General features: G+C 42.9%; 24 protein-coding genes and 1 riboswitch. Of the genes, 6 read left to right on the top strand and 18 right to left on the bottom strand.

Annotated features, from left to right (window positions below; genetic code table 11):
• The first annotated feature begins 138 nt into the window (after positions 1 to 138).
• Positions 139 to 675 carry a hypothetical protein gene (locus NQ095_RS07935; RefSeq protein ID WP_258262951.1) on the top strand — a complete coding sequence of 179 codons (537 nt, stop codon included), beginning with the start codon at positions 139 to 141 and terminating at the stop codon, positions 673 to 675.
• Positions 676 to 903: 228 nt separating this feature from the next.
• On the opposite strand, the gene NQ095_RS07930 is transcribed toward NQ095_RS07935, so the two are convergent.
• The 8 genes from NQ095_RS07930 to NQ095_RS07895 form a co-directional block, all read right to left on the bottom strand.
• Positions 904 to 1788, bottom strand: coding sequence for an aminoglycoside 6-adenylyltransferase (locus tag NQ095_RS07930; protein ID WP_258262950.1), 885 nt, complete (start codon positions 1786 to 1788; stop codon positions 904 to 906).
• Between the two features lie 294 nt (positions 1789 to 2082).
• Positions 2083 to 3123, bottom strand: a complete 1041-nt coding sequence (locus NQ095_RS07925; protein ID WP_258262949.1) for a serine hydrolase domain-containing protein — start codon at positions 3121 to 3123, stop codon at positions 2083 to 2085.
• Positions 3124 to 3288: 165 nt separating this feature from the next.
• Entirely contained in the window at positions 3289 to 3909 is a 621-nt protein-coding gene (locus NQ095_RS07920) for a hypothetical protein (RefSeq protein ID WP_258262948.1), read from the bottom strand.
• A 227-nt stretch (positions 3910 to 4136) separates the two neighbouring features.
• The gene (locus NQ095_RS07915; RefSeq protein ID WP_258262947.1) at positions 4137 to 4979 is read right to left on the bottom strand and encodes a tyrosine-type recombinase/integrase; all 843 of its coding nucleotides are present in this window, start codon (positions 4977 to 4979) and stop codon (positions 4137 to 4139) included.
• 136 nt (positions 4980 to 5115) lie between these two features.
• A complete protein-coding gene (locus NQ095_RS07910; RefSeq protein ID WP_309137625.1) occupies positions 5116 to 5517 on the bottom strand; it encodes an NUDIX hydrolase in 402 nt (133 codons plus the stop codon).
• An 87-nt stretch (positions 5518 to 5604) separates the two neighbouring features.
• Positions 5605 to 6003 carry a GNAT family N-acetyltransferase gene (locus NQ095_RS07905; protein ID WP_258262946.1) on the bottom strand — a complete coding sequence of 133 codons (399 nt, stop codon included), beginning with the start codon at positions 6001 to 6003 and terminating at the stop codon, positions 5605 to 5607.
• Positions 6004 to 6250: 247 nt separating this feature from the next.
• Positions 6251 to 7375, bottom strand: a complete 1125-nt coding sequence (locus NQ095_RS07900) for a DUF418 domain-containing protein (protein WP_258262945.1) — start codon at positions 7373 to 7375, stop codon at positions 6251 to 6253.
• Between the two features lie 62 nt (positions 7376 to 7437).
• Entirely contained in the window at positions 7438 to 7890 is a 453-nt protein-coding gene (locus NQ095_RS07895; RefSeq protein WP_258263152.1) for a helix-turn-helix domain-containing protein, read from the bottom strand.
• A gap of 538 nt (positions 7891 to 8428) precedes the next feature.
• On the opposite strand from NQ095_RS07895, the gene NQ095_RS07890 reads away from it, so the two are divergent.
• Positions 8429 to 9826 carry an HD domain-containing protein gene (locus NQ095_RS07890; RefSeq protein WP_258262944.1) on the top strand — a complete coding sequence of 466 codons (1398 nt, stop codon included), beginning with the start codon at positions 8429 to 8431 and terminating at the stop codon, positions 9824 to 9826.
• Positions 9827 to 10050: 224 nt separating this feature from the next.
• On the opposite strand, the gene NQ095_RS07885 is transcribed toward NQ095_RS07890, so the two are convergent.
• The 9 genes from NQ095_RS07885 to NQ095_RS07845 all read right to left on the bottom strand — a co-directional run bounded on the left by NQ095_RS07885 (position 10051) and on the right by NQ095_RS07845 (position 18634).
• Complete coding sequence (locus tag NQ095_RS07885) at positions 10051 to 10497, bottom strand: hypothetical protein (protein WP_258262943.1); 447 nt, start codon at positions 10495 to 10497, stop codon at positions 10051 to 10053.
• Positions 10498 to 10629: 132 nt separating this feature from the next.
• Entirely contained in the window at positions 10630 to 11826 is a 1197-nt protein-coding gene (locus tag NQ095_RS07880; RefSeq protein WP_258262942.1) for a M20 family metallopeptidase, read from the bottom strand.
• 12 nt (positions 11827 to 11838) lie between these two features.
• Positions 11839 to 12675 carry a MetQ/NlpA family ABC transporter substrate-binding protein gene (locus NQ095_RS07875; RefSeq protein ID WP_258262941.1) on the bottom strand — a complete coding sequence of 279 codons (837 nt, stop codon included), beginning with the start codon at positions 12673 to 12675 and terminating at the stop codon, positions 11839 to 11841.
• An 11-nt stretch (positions 12676 to 12686) separates the two neighbouring features.
• Positions 12687 to 13349, bottom strand: a complete 663-nt coding sequence (locus NQ095_RS07870) for a methionine ABC transporter permease (protein WP_060674923.1) — start codon at positions 13347 to 13349, stop codon at positions 12687 to 12689.
• Positions 13339 to 14364 (bottom strand): methionine ABC transporter ATP-binding protein, encoded by a 1026-nt coding sequence (locus NQ095_RS07865; RefSeq protein ID WP_258262940.1) that lies wholly within the window; start codon positions 14362 to 14364, stop codon positions 13339 to 13341. The genes NQ095_RS07870 and NQ095_RS07865 overlap by 11 nt, the downstream gene beginning before the upstream one ends.
• 120 nt (positions 14365 to 14484) lie before the next feature.
• A riboswitch (SAM riboswitch) is annotated at positions 14485 to 14591 on the bottom strand.
• 461 nt (positions 14592 to 15052) lie between these two features.
• Positions 15053 to 16531: a PH domain-containing protein gene (locus NQ095_RS07860; protein WP_258262939.1), complete on the bottom strand. Its 1479-nt coding sequence runs from the start codon at positions 16529 to 16531 to the stop codon at positions 15053 to 15055.
• On the bottom strand, positions 16528 to 17010 hold the full coding sequence (locus NQ095_RS07855; protein ID WP_258262938.1) for a PH domain-containing protein: 483 nt from the start codon (positions 17008 to 17010) through the stop codon (positions 16528 to 16530). Before NQ095_RS07855 ends, NQ095_RS07860 begins: the two co-directional genes overlap by 4 nt.
• Before the next feature lie 11 nt (positions 17011 to 17021).
• Entirely contained in the window at positions 17022 to 17948 is a 927-nt protein-coding gene (locus NQ095_RS07850; RefSeq protein WP_258262937.1) for an ABC transporter ATP-binding protein, read from the bottom strand.
• Complete coding sequence (locus NQ095_RS07845) at positions 17948 to 18634, bottom strand: ABC transporter permease (protein ID WP_258262936.1); 687 nt, start codon at positions 18632 to 18634, stop codon at positions 17948 to 17950. The genes NQ095_RS07850 and NQ095_RS07845 overlap by 1 nt, the downstream gene beginning before the upstream one ends.
• Before the next feature lie 168 nt (positions 18635 to 18802).
• On the opposite strand from NQ095_RS07845, the gene NQ095_RS07840 reads away from it, so the two are divergent.
• From NQ095_RS07840 to NQ095_RS07830, 3 genes are all read left to right on the top strand, one after another.
• A complete protein-coding gene (locus NQ095_RS07840) occupies positions 18803 to 19522 on the top strand; it encodes a response regulator transcription factor (RefSeq protein ID WP_258262935.1) in 720 nt (239 codons plus the stop codon).
• Positions 19509 to 21233, top strand: a complete 1725-nt coding sequence (locus NQ095_RS07835; protein WP_258262934.1) for a sensor histidine kinase — start codon at positions 19509 to 19511, stop codon at positions 21231 to 21233. The genes NQ095_RS07840 and NQ095_RS07835 overlap by 14 nt, the downstream gene beginning before the upstream one ends.
• Positions 21234 to 21541: 308 nt before the next feature.
• Positions 21542 to 22111 (top strand): glycerol-3-phosphate responsive antiterminator, encoded by a 570-nt coding sequence (locus NQ095_RS07830; RefSeq protein WP_258262933.1) that lies wholly within the window; start codon positions 21542 to 21544, stop codon positions 22109 to 22111.
• A 37-nt stretch (positions 22112 to 22148) separates the two neighbouring features.
• On the opposite strand, the gene NQ095_RS07825 is transcribed toward NQ095_RS07830, so the two are convergent.
• Complete coding sequence (locus NQ095_RS07825; protein WP_375162827.1) at positions 22149 to 22679, bottom strand: MgtC/SapB family protein; 531 nt, start codon at positions 22677 to 22679, stop codon at positions 22149 to 22151.
• Between the two features lie 398 nt (positions 22680 to 23077).
• Between NQ095_RS07825 and NQ095_RS07820 the strand changes: the two genes are divergently transcribed.
• The gene (locus NQ095_RS07820; protein ID WP_258262931.1) at positions 23078 to 26062 is read left to right on the top strand and encodes a lamin tail domain-containing protein; all 2985 of its coding nucleotides are present in this window, start codon (positions 23078 to 23080) and stop codon (positions 26060 to 26062) included.
• Positions 26063 to 26139 lie beyond the last annotated feature (77 nt).

Below are 26139 nucleotides of genomic sequence, written 5' to 3'. Positions count from 1 at the left end.
ACAACAAGCTGCTGCTTTTTCAGCAAACGCCCCCTATAATTGAAGATGCCTCCAGATAAATGTAATTAAAAGGAAACAACAGAGTGATTGTGTGTTAATATATAACTGAAAATTAGAAATTTTCCAAGGTGGTGGCATATGAAATATTTATCAATAATTTTGTTGAGTGTTTTCTGTTTGTTATTAGGAGGTTGTAGAGTCATCTTTTTTGAAGAATCAGTTGAGAACCCTAATACAAAATATAAATTGGATGCCAAAGTTTATATCAAGCGTGCAAACATAATAATACGAAATAAGACCAACCTTCCTCCCAAGACCGAGTTAGCAATCTCTATTCAACCATATTCAGAAAATCAACTTTTAGGCAAAATACAAGCATATAAAGTTGAGCCTCAAAACGAGAAAGTCAATAATACAACAGTCATCGTGGATGAAAAAGGAAAGGTTGAACCAGTCGTAATCGATAGACCAGATCCTTCAAAAAGATACAGAATTGAGGTATCAGTAAAAAACGAAGATACTACCGAAGACAACAATAAAATTTCACTTGCAAAGTATATCAATTTAATGAAAATTGAAGACCCAGATGGAATAGGAGCAAACTTGACCTTTTTATCAATGGCAGAGATAAAAGAGCTGTTTCAAACTCCTATGCAGGCAAAGAAAAACGGTTAATATAAATTTATTAAAGGAACCTTAGATAAAACAGGAGGTTCCTTTTAAAATGCCACCGATGCTTATTCAATTAACCTGCCCTTTAATTGAATAAGGGCAATAGCCAGACCAATTCGCTACTCCTCAATTATTGCCAACGATACAGGAATATTTGAATTATAGATAATCTCCGCTCTTATTTATCAACCACCAATTGAATCACCCTGCCAAATTGGCAGGGTGATTTTATCATTCAAAGATTTCTACTGCATCTTGAGGTAAGTACCTTACATGATTTAGATATTCGGTCATACTCACATCTTCATTAGAGGGATAACTAAAGCCTCTATTATCTGCAATTTCTTTAGCTAATGTCCTAAATAGCTCTCCAGCAATAAATAATGAGTCCCACATATTCTCATAATGACCATCTGAATAAGTAGCTAAATATAGATTCCAGTAAGATGCCGGAAGCAGCATTCTAAAGTAATTTCCTACTTTCCCCGTTGAGACTTCAAAATTAGTATTTGTTCCAATCCACCATTCGACCATTTTATTCAATTCCTGTCTAACCACACAGTCCATCATGTACTTTGCGTATGGTAATTCATCTCGCCATATACTTTTAGCAATGTTTTGTTGACACCACCAAAAGTTGTTGCAACAGCTTAGATATTTGTGTACAGTTGGTTCTTGTACGTGATAATCAATATCTGTAGGAATTGGAATAGCAGGTAAACAGTTGTCCTTGTCTAACAAAGAAACAGTTAATTTGTCATTTAGATAGTTATCGTTCATATGTTCTTTCGTTTCGATATGAAGGTCCACACGGTTCCCATCTTTAAATAACATTAAATAACCATATGATAGCTCAAAATTAGTTTTCATTCCAAAGTTACAACTATTCTTATCAGGCTCCTGGAAGATAGCTATATCTCCAAATTTATCTATCCACCCTTTATCTTCAATAAAAGGTTTAGTCTCTTTTACTACATAGACAATGTCGTAATCTTGAAAGATATCCTTTTGAACATTTGGGTTAGTCCTAGAACCATTCATATAAGCTGCTCGAATTCTTTCGTCTTTCTCTGCTATCTTCAGAATCGTATCCATCATTTCTTGTTCATTTCTCATTCCTCAACCCTCCGTAGATATTGTATTTAAAGGTTAATGTATATCCCATCTTATGGAGGGGCCCGTGATTGATATAAGTATTCTTCTAAATATTGAGTTTATAATTTATTCAGTCTTTTCTTCATACCAGATTCTCCCTTCAAAGTATATATACAGCCTCTCCTTCATGATTCAATATCGTGTACAAAACTCCTTCTTAAAATAAGAATTAACAAGACTAACAGTATTAAAACTTGAGTTATCTCGATTCCAAGTCTTCCACCTATAACGGAATACTCAAATTTGAGATATTCACTATAAACTTACTGTGGATTCGTTCTTTGCACACTTCATAACAGTATCCCCAAAAGATCTTACATCAGATAAGTAATCATAACCTTTTGGTGATCCAAAGCTATTAAACATACGAACAGCCACAATATCTTTTTCAGGAATAACCAATAGAGTTACATTAGTAAATCCGAGTATTTGGTATGAACCTTTGGGTACTTGATGACCTATCTCTGTCTTGGTAGCGGGTAAATCCTTAACGAACCACAAGAACCCATTTTGAGGTAAGTCTTTATGAATAGTCGATGGACTTTGAAGAGAAGTTGCCATATCTATGATTTCTCTAGGAACAATTTGCTTTCCGTTTATTTTTCCTTTCTTCAAATGGAGATAACCCCAATATGCTAACTCTCTGGTTGATACATACATATTCATTTTGTCACCTTCAGTGCTATCACTAGTCCTCCAATCTTCATCCCCTTCATAACGTAGCATCACGTCAACCAGCTTATTATGTTTCTTTGAATACCAATTGGATTCATTAAAGCCTAACGGAATAAAGACACTTTCATGAATAATATCTGCAACTGATTTATTGGTAGTTCGTTTAACAATCTGAGTTAGTGCATCAATACCAACTTGTCTATAAGTCCAGTTCGATCCCGGTGTAAACTCCCGAACTGTTCCATTCTCCCCTTGTTTTAATCCATGGGTATGAGTAAGTAAATGTCTTATAGTTGTATCTTTCCAGATGTTCTTATCAAGTTCAGGCAAGTAGGTTAAAACCTTATCATCAATGCTGTTTATGTAGCCATAAAACAATGCATAAGACATTGCAAAACCAATATAACTTTTCCTGACTGAAGCTACGTGAAACTGAGTGTCAGCCTGCACTGCTCGAGCTCCTTTTCCCCCCGACTGTTTCCCTATGTATTGTTCTAACACAATTGAATCTTTATGAATGATAAGAGTGGATGCTCCTGAACAGATTACTTTATTAAAAGTGCAATTAACGTGATCTAATACCGGTTCAAAAATTGGAGTTTCATTGTGACCGAAAATCAAGACAATAACCTTCCCCTCAATGTGGATTTGTGTAGTTATATTATTAGCGTAAACTTTTTGGAACAAAGTAGTTCAACATTACGCCCCCAATTAATGTAATAAAGGGGCTTTTTATCAATATCTGCTTTCACAAGTCGTAGTTATTATCTTGAAAGGTTTACCTTTTTAATCGTCATCCCACCCACTAAGTAAACTTTCTTCACGGTGTTGCTCATAAGCCATATCAGCTGCATAATCAGACCAATAGTCTTCATGAGTTTCCTCAAACCTTGCTTCTTCCAAAGCCTCGGTTAATTCTAGTAGGTGTTCTCCTAAAAATTCCACTCCAAGTTCATAACAGCTTTTTAACTTTTCTATAAGTGTAGTAAGTTCGTCTTTGCTAATAATCAACTCATAGTGCTGTAACTTGTTTCTTGTTTCTACTAAGTAATCGATTGCACCAATTAGATCACTATCTATACGAAAATCACAAAGGAACTTTAACCTCCTTAAAGCATCTATTAAACCTACTGTTTGCAGATTACCTTTCACATCAAAAATATTCTTTTTATTCTGTTGAATCATAGCTTCTTTAGCTTTCATATAACTTTCAATATTAGAAAAAATAAGGTATTCGCTTTGATCTTTTAAAATATGTTTGAATAGGGTTTCAAAAGCATGATTCATCGCTAGGACAGAATCTTTCACATTATGTTCTAGACCCTCTTTTAATTCATCGAGCTTTTCAATACAAAGAAAAGCCTGCTTAAGTGAATCTACACCATTTGTAAACAAGTCATAACGCAATATCTTTACCACCTTTAAGATGTTCTTTTGAATTGATGTTTTCAAGAAAATTATCTATCTCCATATGACAATTCAAACTTTCAGTCTTATAAGCAAAGAAATAATTTATTTATCAAACTGACACTTACAATTATTTCAAATTTTTTAACATTAAACAATCCCTTCTTCCATTAAATGGCCCGATAAAAAAAGAGCCTCACACCCAAATGGGGTGAAACTCTTTAACATTAAAAATATTTGCAATAGAAATCCTGTCGCAGCTTTCCACTAAGTTGAGCATAAATCTTTGTAGTCTCACTTTTTTCATGTCCTAAAAGACTTTGAATTACTTCCAGTGGGGCACCGTTATTAATTAAATGTGTGGCATAACTATGCCTTAGTTGGTGAGGGTGAATGCTCTTCTTTATCCCTGCTCGTTTTGATATCCGCTTTATAATGTACCTCACCATATCAATGCTCATCCTGTTTTGGGGCTTCCTTTCTGTGATGAATAGACAACCATCCAGATCGTCTCGTTCATCCAGGTACCTTTTCAGCCATAAAGAACAGCGAGTATTAAAATACACTTCCCTCTCTTTGTCACCTTTTCCATGAACAATCACGGAGTTCGCTGAGAAGTTGATATCATCTTGGTTTAGTTTTACAACTTCTCCAATTCGACAACCTGTTGAATAGAAGAATTCAAACAAAGCATTTTCTAATGAACTTTGACAAGCTTCTCTGAGGTGTTCAATTTCTATATCAGTTAGAAACTTAGGAATTCTTTTTCCTATCTTTGGCTCTTTTAATTTTGAAGCAGGATTGTAATGTAGGTGGCCTTCATCATGGATCCATTTAAATAGAGATCTGATGCATCTAACCCGATGTCCCAGGCTTGTTGGCTTTAAGTGTTCTCCAGAATGAATAAGATAACTTTTCAGATTTTCCGTTGTGATCTCTTTTATGTTGATGTCGCCAAAGTGTCTTAACAATAGACTATATTGGAAACAGTAAGCTTTTAATGTTAATGGGGAATACCCTTCGATTTTCTTATCTAACTGATATTTCTCCCATGCTTCAGACATTCTCATATTTCATCAACTCCTACGAGGCTGCCAAACAAGTAAACTTTGGTTTAAGTGTGCCCCATTAGAAGGTTATTTATACAAGGTTATTAAAATATATTTCTCCGACCAAAAGGAACCGATCTTCAATTAGCGCCCCCGCTTAATTGAAGATGGCTTGAACCTTTAAAGCAACTTCTTTAGGTTTGACATCAATAGATGATAATTCATCTAAATCAACCCACATAGGTAAATATGTACCTTTATCTCTATTTTCATCTATGTACTCTTCTCCTTGTCCAGTTCCGAATTCCCCATTAATTATTTCAGATAGAAAAAAGTATTGGGTCCCGTTGTATTCAAACTGTGCAATGCAGTTATTCACCTTAACTTCTACACCCAATTCTTCCAACGCTTCTCTTTTCGCTCCATCTACCGGTGCTTCTCCATTTTCTATTCCACCACCGGGAAAAACATAATATACATTTCCCTCTCTAATTCTCTTAATTAGTCCAACCCTATTGTTTTCTACAATTACTACCGAAGCTCTATCTCGCAATCCCATAACCCCTTAATCCTTTATTTTTAAAAAATGTGGAGGCAGCTTGTTTAGCAAACGACCCCTATAATAAAAGTTGAAATATCCAGTGAATTACTGTTTTTTGTGCATAATAAATTGTGATTTGCTGTATTTAAAACTATTTTTTTCATAGAAAGGTATTAAATGTTCTTCACAAAACAAACTAATTACATCTATATGTGAAAGTTCATCTAACACTTTTGATACGAGTTTTGTTCCAATATGTTCCTTTCGGTATGAACTATGTATAACCACATCTTCAACATAAGCTCTAAATTTCCCGTCTGAGACAGCCCTCGCAAAACCAACAAGGGTTCCATCTACCCACGCTCCTACTGATAGCCCTTTGATTAACATTTCTTCAATATCTTGTTCTTGCCTTTCCCCCCACCAACTTACATCCTGATATAGTTTCATCACATCTTGGGGTTTAATTGCTCTTTCGGTATAGCTCAAAATTTCTGTATTCAAGGTTTGATCCCCCTATGTTTTAAATCAATATTTCACAAAAATCTAACAGAGTTCTTCTTCTACTAAACTGCCCAATAATTGAATAAGGGCAATAGCTGGACAAATCATCTCATCTTCAGTTATTTTCCCCTTTATTTGCACTTCGAAGAAACAAAACTTTTTCGTTTGCCCCCTTCAATTTGAGTACCCCTTTTTACTAAGAAGAGGATAAAATAAATTGAACCTTCAACTCATTACCCAAAAAATTCTAAGAAACTACAGATTTTTTTCTCAAAAATGTTTCAAAAGGTCCGCTTATAGATCTATATTGCATATAGTTAGCAACTATTAATGATAAAACCCAAACCATTATTCCAATCAAGTCACTCTCTAGTTGACTAATTTTTCCCCCAAGACCACCCGCATAAGGAGCCAGTATGATAACAAAAATTATTGACTGAAATAGGTAAAAACTCAATGACCGTTGCCCAAGAGCTGCTATAGCTTTTGAAAACATTCCTCTATTATTTTCAAGCTTTATGACGACTAATCCAATAAGTGCGGTCCATCCTAGCCCACCAGCATAACCTGTTATAGTATGAAGTGACTTTGCTGTTACTCCCCATACATCATTGTAACTTGTCCAAAACAAAGACGACATTAGGGCCATCGGTATTCCACCAGCAGTTGATAGCAAAAGGCCCAATACAGCAACTGTGCAAAGCGCCATCTTATGGTTCCTAGGGTTATCTATTATCTGAAACCGCGCCACTAGTATACCAATTAGCACCCCTGGAATTACTTGATAACTCAGTATAGGTGTATAAAAAATCCATTCAAACATTCGAGTAATAGATGCCTCAATAGGGTCTTTAATAGTTGCAGAAGTAGTAACTAGCGTGTTTAGTGCATCAAAACCCCGGGGCATGAATGGAGCAAACACAGCAACTAAGATAAGACATGCAACAGCTATGATTATTATCTTTCTATTTGATAATCGAAGAAAGAAACCTACAAAAATAAGAGCGATAAATCCATAGACCCCGATAATATCAGCGAAAAAGAGAGTTGCATGGAAAAAGCCTATCAGTAGCATCCAAACCCCTCTGAGTCTGTAGAGTTTTTTGGTATCCTTCCAGCTGTTTCCTCTCCTCTCTTGACCTTTAAGTACTTGATGTAGCCCATATCCAAACAGGATAGCAAATAAAGGGAAGGCGCGACCGTCAATGAACACTTGCCTGTAAAATACAGTCAGCTGGTCAATAAAAGTAATTTCCCGCCCTTCTAAAATTATTAATTGATTGGCATGTGCCAATGCAATAAACAATAGCATAAAACCTCGTGCTAAATCAGGGGTTAATTTTCTTTTCGTTACTACTGAGCCAGTAATCATAAATTTCTCCTTGCAATTTTTTTCGGCCTTTTTTCAACAAATTACCCTGAGGTGAGTAAATATTAGTCCTCATTATATTTTTCTTTAAAAACACCTGAACCAATCCTTCCTCCAACCATTAACAATAGGGGGCCAAAATTCCAGAAAAATGAACTTTCTATTAAGTTGAGTTCAAGAGGTGTAAATTTGTTTAATAAAATTATTCCTATTTTTATAATCAGAAAAGCAAAACCGATTAAAAAGAGCACATTAAACAAAAATTTCAGCTTCGGATGAGCTAACTGCTTCCTATCCTTAATTACTTTTTCTTTTAACTCTTCATCAATCCGTAATAATTCATCAATGGTTATCCCAAAGAGATCACTTAAACGGATGATAGTTTCTATACTGGGAAAGCTTTGGCCATTCTCCCATTTAGAAACCGATTGCCGACTCACAAAGAGTTGTTGAAATAACTCTTCCTGAGACCAACCTTTGTTTTTTCTTTCAACTTTCAATTTTTCTCTGAAAATAATTACTGTAACCACCCTTTTATAATCTATAATTCAATATTGTTGAAAACAACATAAAAAGTAAAGATAATTCTCGTTGCAACCCAACGCAACCACTAGTTGCGATCATCTAAACATTGATACATCAGGTTTTTGTACCCTGATCCAACTCAAGATACATAAATCCAAAAATGATCTATAAATCAGGTTATTTTTGTTTTTTAATAATTAATAGTTTATTTAGGACCACCTTTAGTGATAATTATTTCACTTTAAGTGCAACTTTTTATAACACTCAATAAACGATTTTTTTCGCAGTAAAAGTCCACTCCGTAGTAATTCCGTTAAATGGCCCTTTAATGGAATAATGGCATTTGAGCAAGGAACAGTAATTAATGAAAACAGGGGACAATTCTTACGCTATTTCTTGGCTTTTAAGGGCATTATTTGAAAGAAAAAGTATAAACGGTATAAAAGCGAATTAACATATCATTTTAATAAATTATCATCTCCTCCATTCAGCTTAAATGTTATAATTATCCAAAAAATTGGAGTATATACGATGGTAATGGAGTTAAGAAATTCTTTGATTGAAAAGGCTGTTTATCTAACACCCGAGGAGTTAAATGTATTTAAGAGTGCTTTAGAGTATACAGAACTAGCACATCTGGGTCAGAAAAGGGCTACTGGAGAACCTTATGTTTGTCATCCATTTACAGTGTGTGAAATTCTGATGGACTATCAAGCGGATATTACAACTCTTACAGCAGCTCTCCTTCATGATGTAGTTGAAGATACTGATTGCTCCTTAGAGAATATTAAAGACAAGTTTGGTCCCCAGGTTGCCTTGATTGTAGATGGATTAACGAAGTTTGAGAAAGGTTCCTTAAACAAAGAGCTCTATAATGCCTTGAATTCCGAAAAACTACTTTCACACGCAGCCAAGGATATTAGGGTAGCGATTGTTAAAATAGCAGATAGACTTCACAATATGAGAACTCTTGGTATTAAAAAGATCGAAAAGAAAGTTCCCTATGCAAATGAAACGTTAATCTTTTTCTCTCCTCTTTGTGAACGGTTAGGGTTAATTAAATTTCAATCGGAACTCGAGGAACTTGCTTTTAAGTATCTGAACCCTCAAAGGTATGTAAGTGTAAAGAATCTTAAAGTTAATTATGAAAAAATTTTCTCCAACATCTTTCATTATTGTAAAAGACACATCTTAGAAAATAACCAAATACCTTTTACTGTAGACATGACATGGCATTCTGCACCCATCTACGTTTCTTATTCAAAACTTCAAGAAGGAGAGTCTCTCTCTAAGCTTTTTACCATTCATATCATCACAGATACCCCAATAAACTGTTATACACTTTTAGGAATCATACATAACTCATTCAGACCTGTTCCCAATATGTTTAGAGATGAGATTTCAGGTCAGCGAAAGAGATTCGATAGCCATCTTAAAACCTCCGTCATGGTTCATGATGTTGAGGTCAACTTTGAAATTAAACCGAAAAGCTCTTTGAATATAAGTATATTTCATTTACTAGATGAACTTTCTGACACAGAAATAGAAGTGCTCAGTTCCGATTTGCTAAGAGATTCAATTCAGTCTGTTAAGGCTGTTTCGACTGATCCCATAGAATTTTATGAATTGATTTCATTCGAAATACTGCAAAATGATATTACAATTTACACTCCTAAAATGGACGTAGTTTCCCTGCCCGATGGTTCAAACGCCTTAGATTTTGCATTCTTTTTAGATCCTACAATAGCAACAAGGATGTGCGGTGCCAAAGTAAATGGGGAACCAAAACATCTTTATACAAAATTAAAGGATATGGATCTAGTCGAAATCTTGATGGAAGGGCATGAAACGGTAAAAGAGGATTGGTTGAACCATGTACAAACCTCAAAAGCAGTTAAAGAGATCAATAAGAAGCTAAACAACTGTTAAGTTACACTGAAACTGGATGCTTCATAAACAGGGATTCTAATGGATTTAGGGAGGCGATAAAGATCTTCTTGATTTGAATGCTTTAACCTGCCCTTCAACCCATTAACGTCAAAGGAAAAAGCGTTAATCCTCTTTAGATCAACGCTTCCTTTAATTAATATGCATCTTCCATTAACAATTGAATTTTGTATGTTTATTATTGGACTACTCCTGGTTGGGAACGTTTATCCACCCATATCCTCTTCCATATCCTTCTCGTTCAGATGATCCTCAACTTCTTGCATGGATTTGAAGTTTGAAACGTCTGTCACTTCAAGTCCATCCGTTTCGACTGCGACAAACCCGTCTGAGGATTGGAGAACTTGTGCTTTTATTTCTTCATTCCCGGTCAAGTTGTATTTTTTGACGAGGGTGGTTTTCCCCTTTTCCTCCATCGCTGTTAGTTCAGCAGAATAGGAATCGAGGTCCATTCCCTTTTGGATTCGTTCCTGCAGCTTCTCACTGCCGAGGAGTTCGGTTGCCGGTTCTTCCTTTTCCTGGGAATCCTGCTGGTCATTCATTTCTGCCGTATCGTTTGAGGTATTTTCTTCGGGTTCGGCGTCTTCAGAACTGCATGCTCCTAATATCGAAAGTGTGAAAAAAAGGTTTCCTGCTATCAGTAGTTTTTTCATGTCATTCTCCTTTCGTTGATTTCTACGATACAATCTCTCATTTATTCATTATCCTTTTCGTGTTTTTGTTAAACATTGGAACATTCTCCAGCATATAAAAAAGACAGCCCTGATTTGGCTGTCTTTTCATCCTTAGTTACTTGAACCAAACTCTTTCCATATTTCCTCTAAAAGCTGCTTATCCGTCAACAGTTCATATCCCGTCAGTGCAAGTGCCTTTGCCCCGATCACAAGGGCACGGTCACCCTCGGTGGATTTCGCCGCTTCCCTGAATTCATTCGTGTGGACGACGAGGGATTCGGGGCCGATTTTGATGTAGGGATGGATGGTCGGGACCACCCGGCTGACGTTTCCGGCGTCTGATGAGCCGAGGCCCTTTCGTTCCGTATCGTCGAAGTGTTCGCCCAGTGACTGGATGGAACGCTGGAATACTTGATCGAAACGACGGTTGAGCTGAAAGTGATCGACTTCATTTTGGATTTTGATGACATTCATTTTCGTCCCGGTGGCAAGGGCCGATCCCTCAGCGATCGCTTTCACTTTCTTCGTGACTTCATTGCACGCTTCCCTCGTTGCAGCGCGAATATAGAAGCGGGCTTTTGCGTAGTCAGGGACGATGTTTGGCGCGTCCCCGCCGTGGGTGATGATGCCGTGGATTCGCACATCGTCGGCCACGTGCTGACGAAGGGCGTTAATCCCGTTGAACAGCTGGATCACACCGTCTAGGGCATTGATGCCGTCTTCAGGGGAAGCTGCCGCATGAGCAGACCTTCCTTTAAATTCGAAGTCAAGCGGGTCCACCGCAAGGGTTTTCCCTGTCTGCGTTGTTCGGTTGAACGGATGAACCATCATGCAGGCATCCACTCCTTCAAACAAGCCGGCCTTTACAAAGCTGCCCTTCGCACTCCCGTTCGGCCCTCCTTCCTCGGCAGGAGTACCGAACACCACCACTTCCCCTCCTGTTTCCTCGAGTACGGACGACAGGGCGATGGCCGCCCCGCAGCTTGCCGTCCCGATGATATTGTGACCACATGCGTGACCGAGTCCAGGCAGGGCGTCATATTCAGCGAGATAGCCGATGACCGGCCCTTCTTTCCCTGACTGTTTGCGTGCCACAAAGGAAGTCTCATGACCCGCCACTCCCCGTTCAATTGAGAACCCGTTGGCTGCAAGTAAGGTGGTCAAAGTCTCTGAAGCAAAGAACTCTTCGTTTCCGATTTCAGGTTTGTCGTGGATCTGATGGCTGGTCGATACGAGTTTCACAGCCAATTGATCGACTGCTGCGACGATGTTGGTTTTACGATCTGGAATCACTGCTGGTTGACTCATCTCTTTTCCCTCCTAATGCAATTCACTGACCGGCACGAATGTCGGGATCAGGGAATCTTTGTATGTTTTCTTTATATGTTCCGCTACGTCATCTTCCTGATAGAGCTCGACGATCTTTTTATAGGTCTTATTGTCTTTATCTTTTTCCTGCGCGGCGATGATATTGATGTACGGCTTGGATTCAGCCCCTTCGATATAGATGCTGTCATCAACCGGGACGAGCCCTGCTTCAACAGCCACACCATTATTGATGATCGATGCCGCAACATCCGGCAGAACCCTTGGTGTCTGGGCAGCGACGACCGGTGTGAATTCTAGGTTTTTCGGGTTTTCTTTTATGGCTTCGAGACCCTGTGACTGATCAAATCCTTCTTTCAGTTGTATTAAACCTGCTTCCTCCAACAGGAGAAGGGCACGGCCAAGGTTCGTCGCCTCTTGAGGAACGGCTACTGTACTGCCTTTCGGTAAGTCTTCTACCGATTTATATTTTTCCGAATAGATGCCCATCGGCGCGATGATCGTCGAGCCGATCGGTACAAGGTCCAGATTATGTTCTTCCACGAAAGAATCAAAATACGAGATCGTCTGGAAGGCATTCAGGTCGATATCCCCATCGGCCAGCGCCTGGTTCGGCCTCACGTAATCGGCAAACTCCACAATCTCGATGTCGATCCCTTCCTTGGCTGCCTTCTCTTTCATATACTCCCAGATCGGCACCCCTGATCCATTCACTCCGACTTTCACGACTTCTTTGTCACCTGAGCCGGATGCACTGTTTCCCGAGCAGCCGCTCAATAGTAGGGTAAATAATAGAATCGCGATACTTGCTAGACTGATTGATTTTTTCATATTCCTCTCTCCTAACGTCTCCTGATGATTTTTGATAATGTATTTCCTGCTGTCTGCAGTCCCTGCACCATCACGACTAAGATGATGACAGTCACGATCATGACGGATGTTTCAAATCGCTGATATCCGTAAGCAATTGCGAGATCCCCGAGGCCACCGCCTCCGACTGCCCCGGCCATGGCTGATGCCCCGACAAGTCCGATGGTCGCGATTGTGATATTTAGGACCAGTGTACTCAATGCTTCCGGAATGAGGATCCCGAAGATGATCTGCCACGGCCCGGCTCCCATGGATTCTGCCGCTTCTATGACCCCCGGTTCCACTTCAAGGAGCGAGCTCTCTACCAGTCTTGCAATATAGGGTGCTGCAAATACGACAAGTGGTACGACGGCTGCCGCCGTTCCGATCGATGTACCCACTACCAATCTTGTAAAGGGGATGATGGCCACCATCAAGATGATGAACGGGATCGAACGAAACACGTTGATGATGCTGCTGAGTACTGAAAAGACGGCTTTATGTTCGAGTAAGTGCCCCTTCCTCGTCACCACGACGATAATGCCGAGGGGAAGCCCGATCAACGTTGCAAACAGGAGGGAGAATGACACCATCGCCAATGTATCCCATGTCGCTTCTATAATTCTTGGCCAGAATAATTCCCAATTAACTTGCACGCTTCTCCACCTCGCTTACGAATAATCTGTTCTTCCAATATTCCAGGATCTCTTCCGTTTCGTTCTTGCTTCCGATGATCTGTACGATGAGATTCCCGAACGGCTTGCCCTGAAGTTCTGTGATCTGACCGAATAATACATTGATATGAGCATTGAATTTCTTTGCCGTTTCGGAAAGGATCGGCGTACCTGTCGAATCCCCTTTGAAAATGAGACGGCAGATGCGCCCTTCTTTGCTGTCATTCAATTTGTCGAGAACCGATGCCGGCAGCTGATCATTCATGACACTCTTCACAAAGTTTCTCGTCGTCGACGTCTGTGGGTTGGAGAAGATATCGAAGACGCTTCCCTCTTCCACGATTTCTCCCTTTTCCATGACCGCGACCTTATTACAGATTTCCCGGATGACCCCCATTTCGTGGGTGATCATCACAATCGTAATGCCATATTCCGCGTTGATTCTCTTTAATAAGTTCAGAATCGATTCCGTCGTCTGAGGATCAAGTGCAGAGGTTGCTTCATCACAGAGCAGAATCGAAGGGGACGTCGCCAGGGCTCTTGCTATCCCCACCCTTTGCTTCTGCCCTCCTGACAGTTCATCCGGATAATGCTTCGCTTTATCCTCAAGTCCGACAAACGCGAGCAACTCCTTAACTCTCTCGTTGATTTTATCTTTCGGCCATTTTGCCAGTTTCAGAGGATAGGCGATATTCCCTGCCACTGTCCGGGATTGAAACAGATTGAAGTGCTGAAAGATCATCCCGATGCGGTGCCGTTCTTTCCTCAGATCGATGGCCGACTGATCCTTCAGGCTGCGCCCCTCTATGAAAATATCACCCGAAGATGGTTTCTCTAAAAAATTGAGACAGCGGACAAGCGTGCTTTTTCCCGCTCCACTGAATCCGATCACGCCATAAATCTCTCCCTTCTTCACTTCGAAGGAAACATCCCTCAAAGCAGTGAATGGGCCGTCTTTCGTCTCAAATACTTTCGTAACATTCTGAACTCTGATCATACAAGACTTGCTCCTTTCCCTATGTATTCTTCTTGATGCCTGCGTTTGAAGGACATGACTGAAAATAAAAAGTGCCCCCCTTCATAAGAAGAGAGGCACAAATATGTATATGTCCCGCTCTTCTCATCTTTCAAGTCATATGACTTGATGGAATTGGCACGGTATTCATTTAAGAACCCGTTGCCGAGGTATCGCAGGGCCAGTCCCTCCACCTCTCTTGATAAGAAGATATCGCTTTATTAAATTAAAGTTATGATGCGTTTATGCATTAGGGTAATGGTAAAGGAATCTAATTGGTTTGTCAATCCTGTTTTTGAATAAATTGTATTATCAATAAAGTGGAAAGTAGAGGTTGGAAAGAAAACGAAGATAAGCGAATGGGTGGTTTATACATCTTTGAAAAGAACGGTGAAATAAAAGAAGTGATAAATACACAGGTATAGACAATTTTTGTTGAAGGAAATTAAATTTTTCAAAACTTGTTTCGCTAACGGGGGCTTTAATGAAAGATCCATCACCAGCCCCAACCCTCTACCAACGTAAAAAACTCATCAATCGATGAGTCTTTCACGTTGGTTTTTTTGCTTCTATATAATGACTGCCAAAACAAGATGAAAAATTTTCAATTACTTGAAAGCGCGGGAATGCTCACTTTTGCATCACGAGGACCGTCCCCCTGTTGCACCTGTCACACCCGCCGTCCCAAATACCAACGATAAAACTCTTCCCCCACAGAAAAAGGAATATCCCTGATATCCTCGACCCGGATCGGTTTGGCCCGATTGATGGTGGAGATGGATGCGGCTCCGATCAGTTTCTGCAGCCGTGACTGGGTCACTTCGACTTCGATCACTTTTTCCCGCTTCGTATAGAAAATCGACGATTCAAAGAAGCCTTTTTTGAATTGGACAAAGTTGTCGCGCAGGAGATAGCCGGTGTGAAGGAAATTGAGCCATCTCCACACCAAGATCGCAATCAGCAGGGCGATCGATACGTAGATCCAGGAGCCGGCTATCCCAAAGACCGCCGGCTTGAACCAAAAGAGTGCCCCTGTAGCGATGACCCAGATCCAGCTGGGCTGGATCATTCGGATCGCCAGTGATTTTAACGGAAGCGGGTTCATCTTCTTCTCCACCTGATAACCCGGCAGAAGTTCGGCAACCAATTCATACGCGCGGTCGGTCGGGAGGAATGGATAGAGCGACTTAATATCCGGGCTGTCTTCTGAAATCACCCCTTGCCCGATACTGATCAGCTCGACCTCGGTCATGCCGAACAGTCGCTTAATCAACGACTGCTTCAGCTCCACAGCCTGCACCCTTCCCTTCAAAATCGAGAAACTCTGCAGCTCGATGACTCCGTTTTGGATGTAGATCCGGTCCTTGTCGGAGGAAAGCTCGTACGCACCATATTTCAGATACGTCCGGACCACTCCCAGGACGGCCGATACAATCAGAAGTCCTGCCAATACGATGATGAAGGTCAGCGGAGACTGAGCAATCCAAGAAAAGAAGCCCTTTGCCTCTTCGTCTACATTCCAGATGTCACTGATATTCGAGTAAAAAGAGAACAGCAGCGGAACCAGGAAGAGAAAGCCCAGCGAAATGAAAGACGCTTTGATGGTATCCTTTTTGGTCGGACGGAAGTGCAAGGTCCTTTCGCTCGGCAGAACGGGGTCAGCACCCTGCCCTTCCTCTGTTTCCTCCAGTACAGCTTCCTTTTCTACCTTATTCGCTGCCAACTCCTCCAGCTTTTCCGCTTCCTTAAGGGTCAGAGCTTCGAACTTCACGGATGCATCTTCCCCTGCTGCCGCCGTTTCGAAATGAAGGGCAGTCAAGCCGAACATCCGGTGAATGACCGATACATGGCGGTTCACATTTTGAATCTTTGAAAAAGCCACCGTTTGTTCTGATTTGAATAAAATCCCTTTATTCAGATAGAATGCCTTTTTATCATAAGCGTAAGTCTCAAACAGCCACTTCAATGGAATGGCCAGAAGGGAGATTCCGATGACGGCCAGCAATACCCACCTTGCATAATAGATGAAGAGCGAGTCGGATCCTGCCTTGATGACGAATAAAAATATCACGAAGAAGAAAGAACCTCGGACCAAGCTCCAGAGCTTGAGGACCATCATGATTGGATGGTAGCGCTTTGTGGTACTCATTGTTCCACTTCCTTGACCTTGGCAAAATGAGCGATGGTGTCCCTGATTTCAACGGCCATTTCCTCTGACAAGGCGGGTATCTCGTGAGTAGATCCCATCGTTTCGATCCCGATGGAACGCAGCCCGAATTTACGGAGCAGCGGTCCTTGTGAAGTCGAAACCGCCTGGATTTTCGTCATCGGCACGAGGTGATGCTGTTCCTTCCAGAAACCCGATTTCAATTGTAAAAATTCTTCATCAAAATCAAACCGCCAGCTTCTGTACAGAAACCTGGGCTGAAAAAACGACCAAATGAAATCGATGACGGAATAGACAGCCAGTGCGATCAGGATCCAGCCTATCCACTCTGTCCATTGGTACCGGTGATCCAGGTAAAACAGCACTCCAAGTACGGCAAACCCGACAACACTTGAAATGATGTTGCTGGCCAGCCAGACCTGGACAACCTCTTTCGCTAACTTCTTCTGCGGCATTTCCATACTTCTTTCTCCTAACCGTGATGTGAATTTTGTTGTTCATCGAGGAAGATTTCCTCCAGTGACGGTTCCTCAACCTCCACCCGGTAGACATCCACCTTGCACTCATTGCAGGCCCGGATGATTTCCGCAATCTTCTTCTCCTGTTCGACAGTGATGTGTATATACCTATCCTGAATCTCCACGTCTTCCCCCGCACCTTCAAGCCATTGTATTAACCGGTCTTCTACTGCTGCCGGGATGTTTCCGTGCTTGATTTTCACGACGATCCTGGATTGATAGAAGGATCTGAGTTCATCCATCGAACCTATTTTTACGATCTGCCCCTCTTTCATGATGGCGATCCGGGAGCAGAGCTTTTCCACTTCATCTAAATTGTGTGACGTCATGAACAGCGTTTTTCCCTGCTGGTGCAGTTCGCGGATCAAGGTATGTATGTGGACGACCGATTCTGCATCCAGTCCGGAGGTAGGCTCATCCAGGAAGATCAATTCGGGATCATGGATGATGGCTTGGGCAATGCCAAGCTTCTTTTTCATCCCGAACGAATATTTTGCTACCTTTTTAACGGCATCGGTTTCCAGTCCCACTTTTTTCAGGACATCCAGGCACCTTTCAGTCGATGCTTTTTTCCCCGACACCTCTGATAAAAATTTTAAATAACTGATCCCGGTCATCGCGCCGTCAAAGCTTGTATAGTCCGGCATGACTCCAATCCGTTTTTTGACGTCATCGGTGACTCCTGCAGTCCCCAGCAAAGAGAACGAACCCCCGCTCGGATGGATGATCCCTGTCAGCATATTGATGAAGGTTGATTTTCCCGCTCCGTTCCTTCCGAGGAACCCAAAGATTTCCCCTTTTTGGACAGACAGATCAATTCCTTTTACCACCTTCACTCTACCATACGTTTTAACAAGCTGTTTGGTTTCAATCGCAGCCATCAGCACTCTCTCCTTTTAAACACAAGATGGGATATTATGATCATGACGGCGGCCAGCGGCAAGATCAACAAGAACATATAATCCTCTTCCAAGTAATAGAATGGCGTTAGAAATTTCAGCCAGCTCACATAGGAATTGCTGGTGAATGCTAACCACAGACTTACAATTGGAAACGCCAGGCCGATGACAATGCTGAGAAACATCGTGAATGCCGGCTTTGGGATCAAAGTCGACAATAGGATGGTCAGCGCGATTTGATAGATCAATAAACTCATCGTCTGAAAAAAGCTGAGAGGGTCCATGGTCCCTGTCATGAAAAAGATGATCAGGAAAGATGCGGCGACACATACCAGCCAAAACAGCACGATGCCGGAAAATTTCCCGAGCAAGATCGACAGCCTCGATGTCCTTGTCACCAGAAACCGGATCGTCCGGTCATGGGTTTCCCTGTTCATCGCATCATGTGACAGCCCCATCACAAATAGCTGCCCCAGAAAAAGCAACAGGATCAATAACCCCGCGTATTCAATCTTATCGGAATCCTCAGGCGAGAACTCTTCCAGCGAGAGCAGCAGATTTGAAAACTTAGCAGAATAGTAGGACGTTGCAACCAAAATCAAAATGATGATAATCGATTTGATTCCTTTAAATAGTTTCAGAAATTCTCTCTTTCCAATGGCAAACATACCTTATCTCCCTTCAATATGAACACTTTTTTCTGTGATATCCTGATCATACATCGGGTATCTTAAGGCCCGTGAACCTCTTCCTTAATTTTACCTTAATTCCTACTTTTTCATAAAAATAATTGATATGATGGAGCTATAAATTCAGCAAGAATAGGAGACTACAAGATGCATGACAGCAAGATTCTGATTGTCGATGATGAAGTGTCCATTGTCCAGATGCTCACGACCATTTTAAAAAAAGAACAGTTCACATACATAGATTCCGCCCATAACGCGGAAGATGCGTTAGCCCGCAGCCATGATAAAAGATATGATTTGATCCTGTTGGATGTCATGCTGCCGGACCGGAGCGGCTTTGAGATCTGTCCGCTGATCAGGGAAACAACCGACGCCCCCATCTTCTTCCTGACTGCCCGCACCACCGATTTGGATAAGCTGTCAGGCTTTGCTTTAGGAGCCGATGACTATATCACCAAACCGTTCAACCCGCTGGAAGTCGTCGCCCGGATCAAGGCACACCTAAGGCGAAAGACCGTCGCCCCTTCCATGAAGCCTAAGATAAAGACGTATCAATTCGGCGGCCTCATCGTCAATCCCTCTTCCGGGGAGGTAACCGTAAAAGGCAGGAAGGTCGAGTTGCCGGCACAGGTTTATCAGCTGTTGATCTTCTTCTGCAAACATCCCAACCAACTGTTCAGCAAAAATCAGCTGTATGAACAAGTGTGGGGCGAGGAATTCCTTGGTGAGGACAATACGGTGATGGTGCACATCCGGAAACTCCGGGAAAAGATCGAGGATAACCCAAGCGACCCCCGTTATATCCTGACGGTCAGAGGGCTGGGATATAAGTTCATCCCGCACGGAGCGCAGCATGAACATCCATAAACGGTTTGTCGTCCAGCTCTTTCTCCAGCTCATGCTCATCTTCTTCCTGATCGGCGCGCTGCTGTTCTTCCTCTTCGGGATCATCGGCTACTTCCTTTCCGACAGTGAAGCAGAAAATGACCTGTCCTTGGCGGAAGACTATTTTATTTCGCAAAATATCACGGTCGAAGATGGAAAAGCAGACATTTCCGACCGCCTGAAAAAACTGGTGGGAGAACAGCACGGCCGCCTGCTGGTCCTGTCTGCGGATGGAAAGCTCCTCGGAGGATATCCCGAGCTTGACGAGAAACCTTCCACTTTTAACGAAGGGGAACTCGCCGGACTCTTATTGGAGAATGACCCAACGCTCGACTACTCCTACTGGCGGCTGGATGAAACCGAACCTGATGCCCCGCTGGTCTTCTTCAGGGAAGAAAATGGCGAATCGCTTCTCCTGGATTCCGTGAAACAGCACGTCGATTGGAAGCAGGGAAAGCTGGACCTTCAGGAAGGCATAATGTCCAAGCTTCATAACAATAATGCCTGGGTACAGCTGGTGAACAGCTCTGGGGAAGTAGTGGACGACTATAACGCTGGGAACAAGCCCAAGACATACTCTCATCAAGAAATCCTCACCATGACGCAATCCAAGGAAGAATCCGTTTCTTCCTATTATGATGAGGGGACGCAGCAAACGATTTTGATGGGGATGCCGCTCAAGGACATGGCGGCTACATTGGAAGAGAAAATCGACAGCAAGGTTGGAAACAGCATCATCCTTGTTTCTGTCCTGCTCATTCTACTGCTCCTTCTCATCACCTTTTGGTATGCCCGCAAATTCGGAAAGCCCCTGATGACCATGATGCAGTGGATCGAGAAGCTCGGGAACGGCGTCTATGAGCAGCCCGTCAATCACGTCGAGCAGCCCCTCCTTTTTAAAAAGAACGGAAAGATCAAACGAAAATACAAGCTGTATCAAGAACTGATCACAAACCTTTCGCAATTAACGGACACCCTGAAGGACAACCAGGATCAACGGGAAAAAATCAAGGTGACCCGCGAGGAATGGATCAGCGGCATTTCCCATGACCTGAAAACACCCCTCTCCTCCATCGCAGGCTACTCCAAGATGCTGGAGTCAAAGGAGTATGACTGGTCCCAGGAAGAAGTAAGGGAATTCGCCGAAATTATCGGCAGCAAATCCGCTTACATGAAGGATTTACTCGATGACCTGACGCTGACCTACCGCATCAAAAACGGCGCATTGCCGATCGTCCGTGAAAAAATGAATATCACCGAACTCATACGCCGGACCATCATCGGTTATATGAACAACCCGGACTACAGGGAAATGAACATCGATTTCCAGGCAGAAGACGAAACCGTCACAGCATCCGTCGACCCCAAATGGTTTCAACGGATCATCGACAACATCGTCGAAAACGCCCTGAAATACAACCCGGCAGGAACGACCGTCACCGTCTCCCTTGCCGTCATCGAACAGCACCTGTGCCAGATCACCATCTCGGATGACGGAGTCGGAATGGACCAAAAAACCGTCAACAGCCTCTTCCAGCGCTACTACCGCGGCACCAACACAAGCGACACAGGAAGCGGAACCGGCTTGGGGATGGCCATTACGAAGCAGTTGATCCAGCTTCACCAGGGAAGCATCAACGTGAAGAGTACACCTGGGGAAGGGACTTCGATTCGGATTTTGATGCCAGTGTGAGGATCGTCTTTCCAAACCAAAAACGCTTTGATATCTTTGTATCGAAGCGTTTTTGTCTCTTTTCTATCATTACTATTTGTTAATTATCAATGACCACAAAATGTTTCTTTTATAAAAGTCAACCATCTATAAAACTCCAATATTAACTATTATCATGCGTCATGACGAATTAAGCGGAATGCTTCCGTTTATTGATCAGTTCTGGTTCTTAACCAGTTCTCACAACCGATAATGTGTGAGGCATCTTTTACAACTATGCTATACTAAAAGAAAAAACAATATTCAGACTTTTCGAAGGGGCCAATTACATGAAACCAAACATTATCGACATCGTCCAGTCCCAGGTCATCGCTTCCATCAAGGAAGAAAAAGACTTGGACAAAGCCATACAGTCAAACGCCAACATCGTGTTCATCCTTACGGGCAACTTGATTACGATGAACGGCTACCTGAAAAAACTGAAGGAAGCCGGTAAAACCACGTTTATCCATATTGATTTCATTGATGGGCTGTCCAATACGAAGAGTGCCATTAAATACATAGCAGAAATATGGAAACCCGCTGGCATCATTACGACGAGGAGCAATCTGATTAAGTATGCGAAGGAAGAAGGCTTGATGACGATCCAGCGCCTCTTTCTGATCGACCGCAATGCCCTTGAGAAGGGAATTGACATCTCCCATAACTGCAAGCCCGATGCCATTGAAGTCCTTCCTGGTCTCATGCCTTCTGTCATTGATACACTCACTACCATGACTACTCTGCCCATCATCGCTGGTGGCTTGATCAGTAATAAGCAGGATATTCTGAATGGGCTGAGTGCCGGAGCCCTCGCTATTTCTTCCGGGGATCCGAAGCTTTGGAATCTGGATTTTTAACTAGTAAGGACTCGAACTCCCAGGAGTTCGAGTCCTTTTAGGTCCCGACCTTTTTTTCTGCATCGTCGTCTGTCTTTCTTTTTTTCCCGATCCATGGGAGGCGAATTCGTATGATCGTAATCTCCCGTTCTTCAAAGATATTTCCTATCTTCGTAATGATGAAGGTTACCATTGTAGCGAAGATGACGATGGAATAGAATCCTGCTCCAATGCCGATTCCGATTCCCCCGACGTAAAAAATCATCGCTGCAGAAGTGAGTCCTTTTACCCTCAATCCGTCTTTCAGAATTACACCTGCACCAAGGAATCCCAAGCCGGAAACGATCTGAGCTGCAAGACGGAACGGATCCATCATCTTTCCGCTCCCCGGTTGACTGAGCATCTCAGCGCCTTCAATCGAGACAATCGTAATCAACGTACATGCCACTGATACATACGTATATGTTTTTAAACCAGCTGGCTTATTCTTGGATGTCCGGTCCCACCCGATGATGAACCCTAATATCGCGCTCACGACAATCCGGAAATAGATGTCATGCTGCCAGAAGAATCTCGTTACTTCATTCATGTAATGCCCCATGCCCTCTTCCTCCTTAAATGAAAAAGAGACCGCGCCACAAAACGAATAGATGATTTCTCCACACGATTGTGAAAAAATCATACCACTCGCTTCATAGGGGATCTCTTCTACTCTTCCTATCAAGCTTCATCTTATTCCTTTCATCATACACCAATTCCCGCTTCATTTCAATGATATATCTAAAAATTCTAAATATACAATAAATTAAACCTAAATGCCCATTCCCTAAAGATTGGGTTCATTATATGATGGAATTAAACAGTGAATAAAGTGGGTAGAGATGAGGAGAACCCTGTGTCAATCGTGTGTGCGGTCATCGTGCACTCCATTGCCATGGGGTTCTTTTCATTTTACATATAAACATGAGAAAAAAGGAGGAAATGTTGTTGGATAACAAATCAATCACCCGAATAGCCGCCTTTCTTGCTTTAGCCTTTACAGGACTGTTATTGCTTCAGGTTCACAACGCAAGTGCGAAAGAAACCAACCCGCCACTCATCATTACGGAAATCGTCACCAAATCTGCAGGGTCAGGACAGCCTTATGAGTACGTCGAAATCTATAATACCACCTCAGAAGCCATCAACCTGCAAAACTATCAGCTTCAATACTTCACAAGTAACTTCTCAAGTCCTGCCAACCGCTGGTCCATCGAAGATAAAATCATTCAGCCGAAAGAATCCCTCGTCCTTTGGTTGAAGAAATTAGCCTATCCTGATGTACCCCTATGGGACTTCAACTCCAACTATGACATGTACCTCATGCCCGAGGATGTATACGAGATCAAGCTGACCTCAGCAGGTCAAGGATTGCATGACAGCAGTCTTCGACAGGTGGGGATTTCGGACGCCGACGGCACGGTCCTCAGTACCGCTCTCATCAATGATGGGGAAGTCGACGGCATCACGAACCGGAGCATCACGTATCAGGCTACCAGCTCTGCTGCGATGACAAAGATTAAAAACGATGAACAGCCGACTCCAAGCGTCGTTCTGAGCGGACAGGTAGCGGGCCCTCTGACACCTGCTAACCTGACCGCAACCCCAGCCAACCAGTCGATTACCCTTGACTGGGAAGCGACAGATAGTGCCGTTTCCTATCAAATCTACCAATCTGATGGATCGATTACTTCCACGGACGCTGCCACCTCAACCTTTACGGGGTTGGAGAATGGAAAGACATATACGTTCAGGGTGACATCCGTGGACGCAGAAGGAAATGAATCCCCGGCAACAAAAGAAGTCCGGACCGTCCCACAGGAAATCGTGGACAGTAAAGCCCCAGCCACGCCTTCCGGATTGAAAGCAACTCCAGGCAAAGATCATGTCAAGTTGCTATGGAGTGCCAATACAGAAGGTGACCTTGACGGATACCGCGTCTACATCAATGGGACGCTTTACGGGACCGCCCCCGCTGACGAAAAGAGCATGATCGTTTCCCCTTTGGAGTTGAACAGGGAGTATTCTTTCGAAGTAACGGCAATCGATCAAGTCGGAAACGAATCGGAACCTACAAAACCACTCGTCACAGGACCGACCGAAAACGTGCCGACACCGAATCTGCTGATAACGGAATTGATTCCGAATACAGATAACTACGCAGGGTATGATGCATTTGAATACTTCGAGCTTTATAACAACAGCCCAGACCCGATCGATTTGAATGGATATCGGTTTGCGTCCTATAACTGGGATGAAGAAATCGGGGACACTCACATCGTGAAACCTTGGGGTACGGTCGTGATCTGGACCCGGAACGCAAGCATCAACCCTATCTCCCTTGAAGCTTTCAACTATAATTATTTTTATTCGTATAGTAGTAAGTATCTTCAGGAAGAAGATATGATTGTCCTAGATGATATCGCCGGCCTGGTCAACGGCGGCAATACCCTGACCGTTTACGATCCTGATGGACGCGAAGTCGTCAGGGCCGATTATTCAGGAGAGGACGTTTCTCTAAAACAAACCGTCACCTATTCCTATCCAAAGGATAATACCCGGACGATGGAAAAATTGGCAGCGGGTCAAAGTCCGACACCGGGATGGGTCGTTGAAGATCAAGCACCGGATCGTCCGGTGTCAGATGAGGAAGCACCGCAAACACCGACCAACGTGGAAGCCACTGCAGGCAACGGAGAAGCCGTTTTAACCTGGGACGCTTCCAGTGAAACCGATCTATACCGCTATCACATTTACAAAGATGGAGAACTTGAATATTCCGTCGTTCCATCCAAGACCAACTTTACTCTTTATATGTTAGTCGGTCATCAAACATACACATTACAAGTAAGCGCAGAGGATATATCAGGAAATGTATCGGAGAAATCAGATCCCGTAACCGTCACACCGGACCACCAGCTCATCACCCAGGTTGAACGATCCCAGCATGAGAAAGATCCCGCCTACCAGGACCTGTGGGATATCAGTATCGACGGCCCGGTGATCGCCGGACTATCACAAGGGCTCGTTCCTCAAGGATTGACCTATTATAAGAAAAAAGACTGGCTCCTTACCATCGGCTACGTCGATGATGGGGTTCGACCGGGTACGATTACCGTTACGGACCGCAGAACGGGAGAACTAGTGAAGTCCGTTGTCCTCTACAATACGGACGGTACACCATATACCGGTCATGCAGGCGGCGTGACCGTCAGTCGAGATCACGGCTGGGTCGCATCCGAGAATCATTTATTCAGCTTCGATTTAAGCGACTTGGTAAATGCAGAAAACAACGGGGAAATCCAGTTCACCAAACAGATCCCCATCCCAGTCGAAGCGGCTTACACCGTTTATGATGAAGGCATCCTCTGGGTCGGGGAATTCTATGAAGCAAGCTCCTATCCGACCGATCCAACTCATCACATCGAGAACAGGGACGGAGAAATGCACTACGCGTGGATGATTGGATACGATATAGAACGAAACAATGACATGCTGAGCAAAGACCAGTGGAATGGTTCACCCGAAGTCAACGCCATACCGGATTACGTCCTTTCGACAACTGGAAAAGTCCAGGGAGCCATCATGCAGAAGGCAGCAAGAAACGGCGTCACCCTCAGCACTTCCTATGGCAGGGCAAACGACAGTGTACTGTATCGCTATGAATATCCGTTGAAAGAAGACCCTCATGCATTTGTCACAGTCGAAGGAAAACAAGTTCCATTATGGTTCCTGGACGGTCACACAGCCAAACCACGCCAAAGCATCGAAGCCATCCCGATGCCTGAAGGAATTGTGGAAATTCAGAAAGAGCTGTACGTCGTATTCGAATCCGGTGCCAATAAATACCGCTATACCACCACCTACCCGATGGAACGGATGCTTAAGATTGATATGAAAAAGTTGATGAAGGATGATAAGGGGATCGAGTAGCAATTTCACATCAAAAAGGGCTTAGAGAATTTTCATCTCTAAGCCCTATTTCTATTTTCTTATGGCACGAACGCACC

It is taken from the genome of Rossellomorea sp. SC111, from assembly GCF_024733565.1.
GTDB lineage: Bacteria > Bacillota > Bacilli > Bacillales > Bacillaceae_B > Rossellomorea.
The sequence above is the reverse complement of the archived record's forward strand: the minus strand, read 5'-3'. Positions and strand labels throughout refer to the sequence as shown.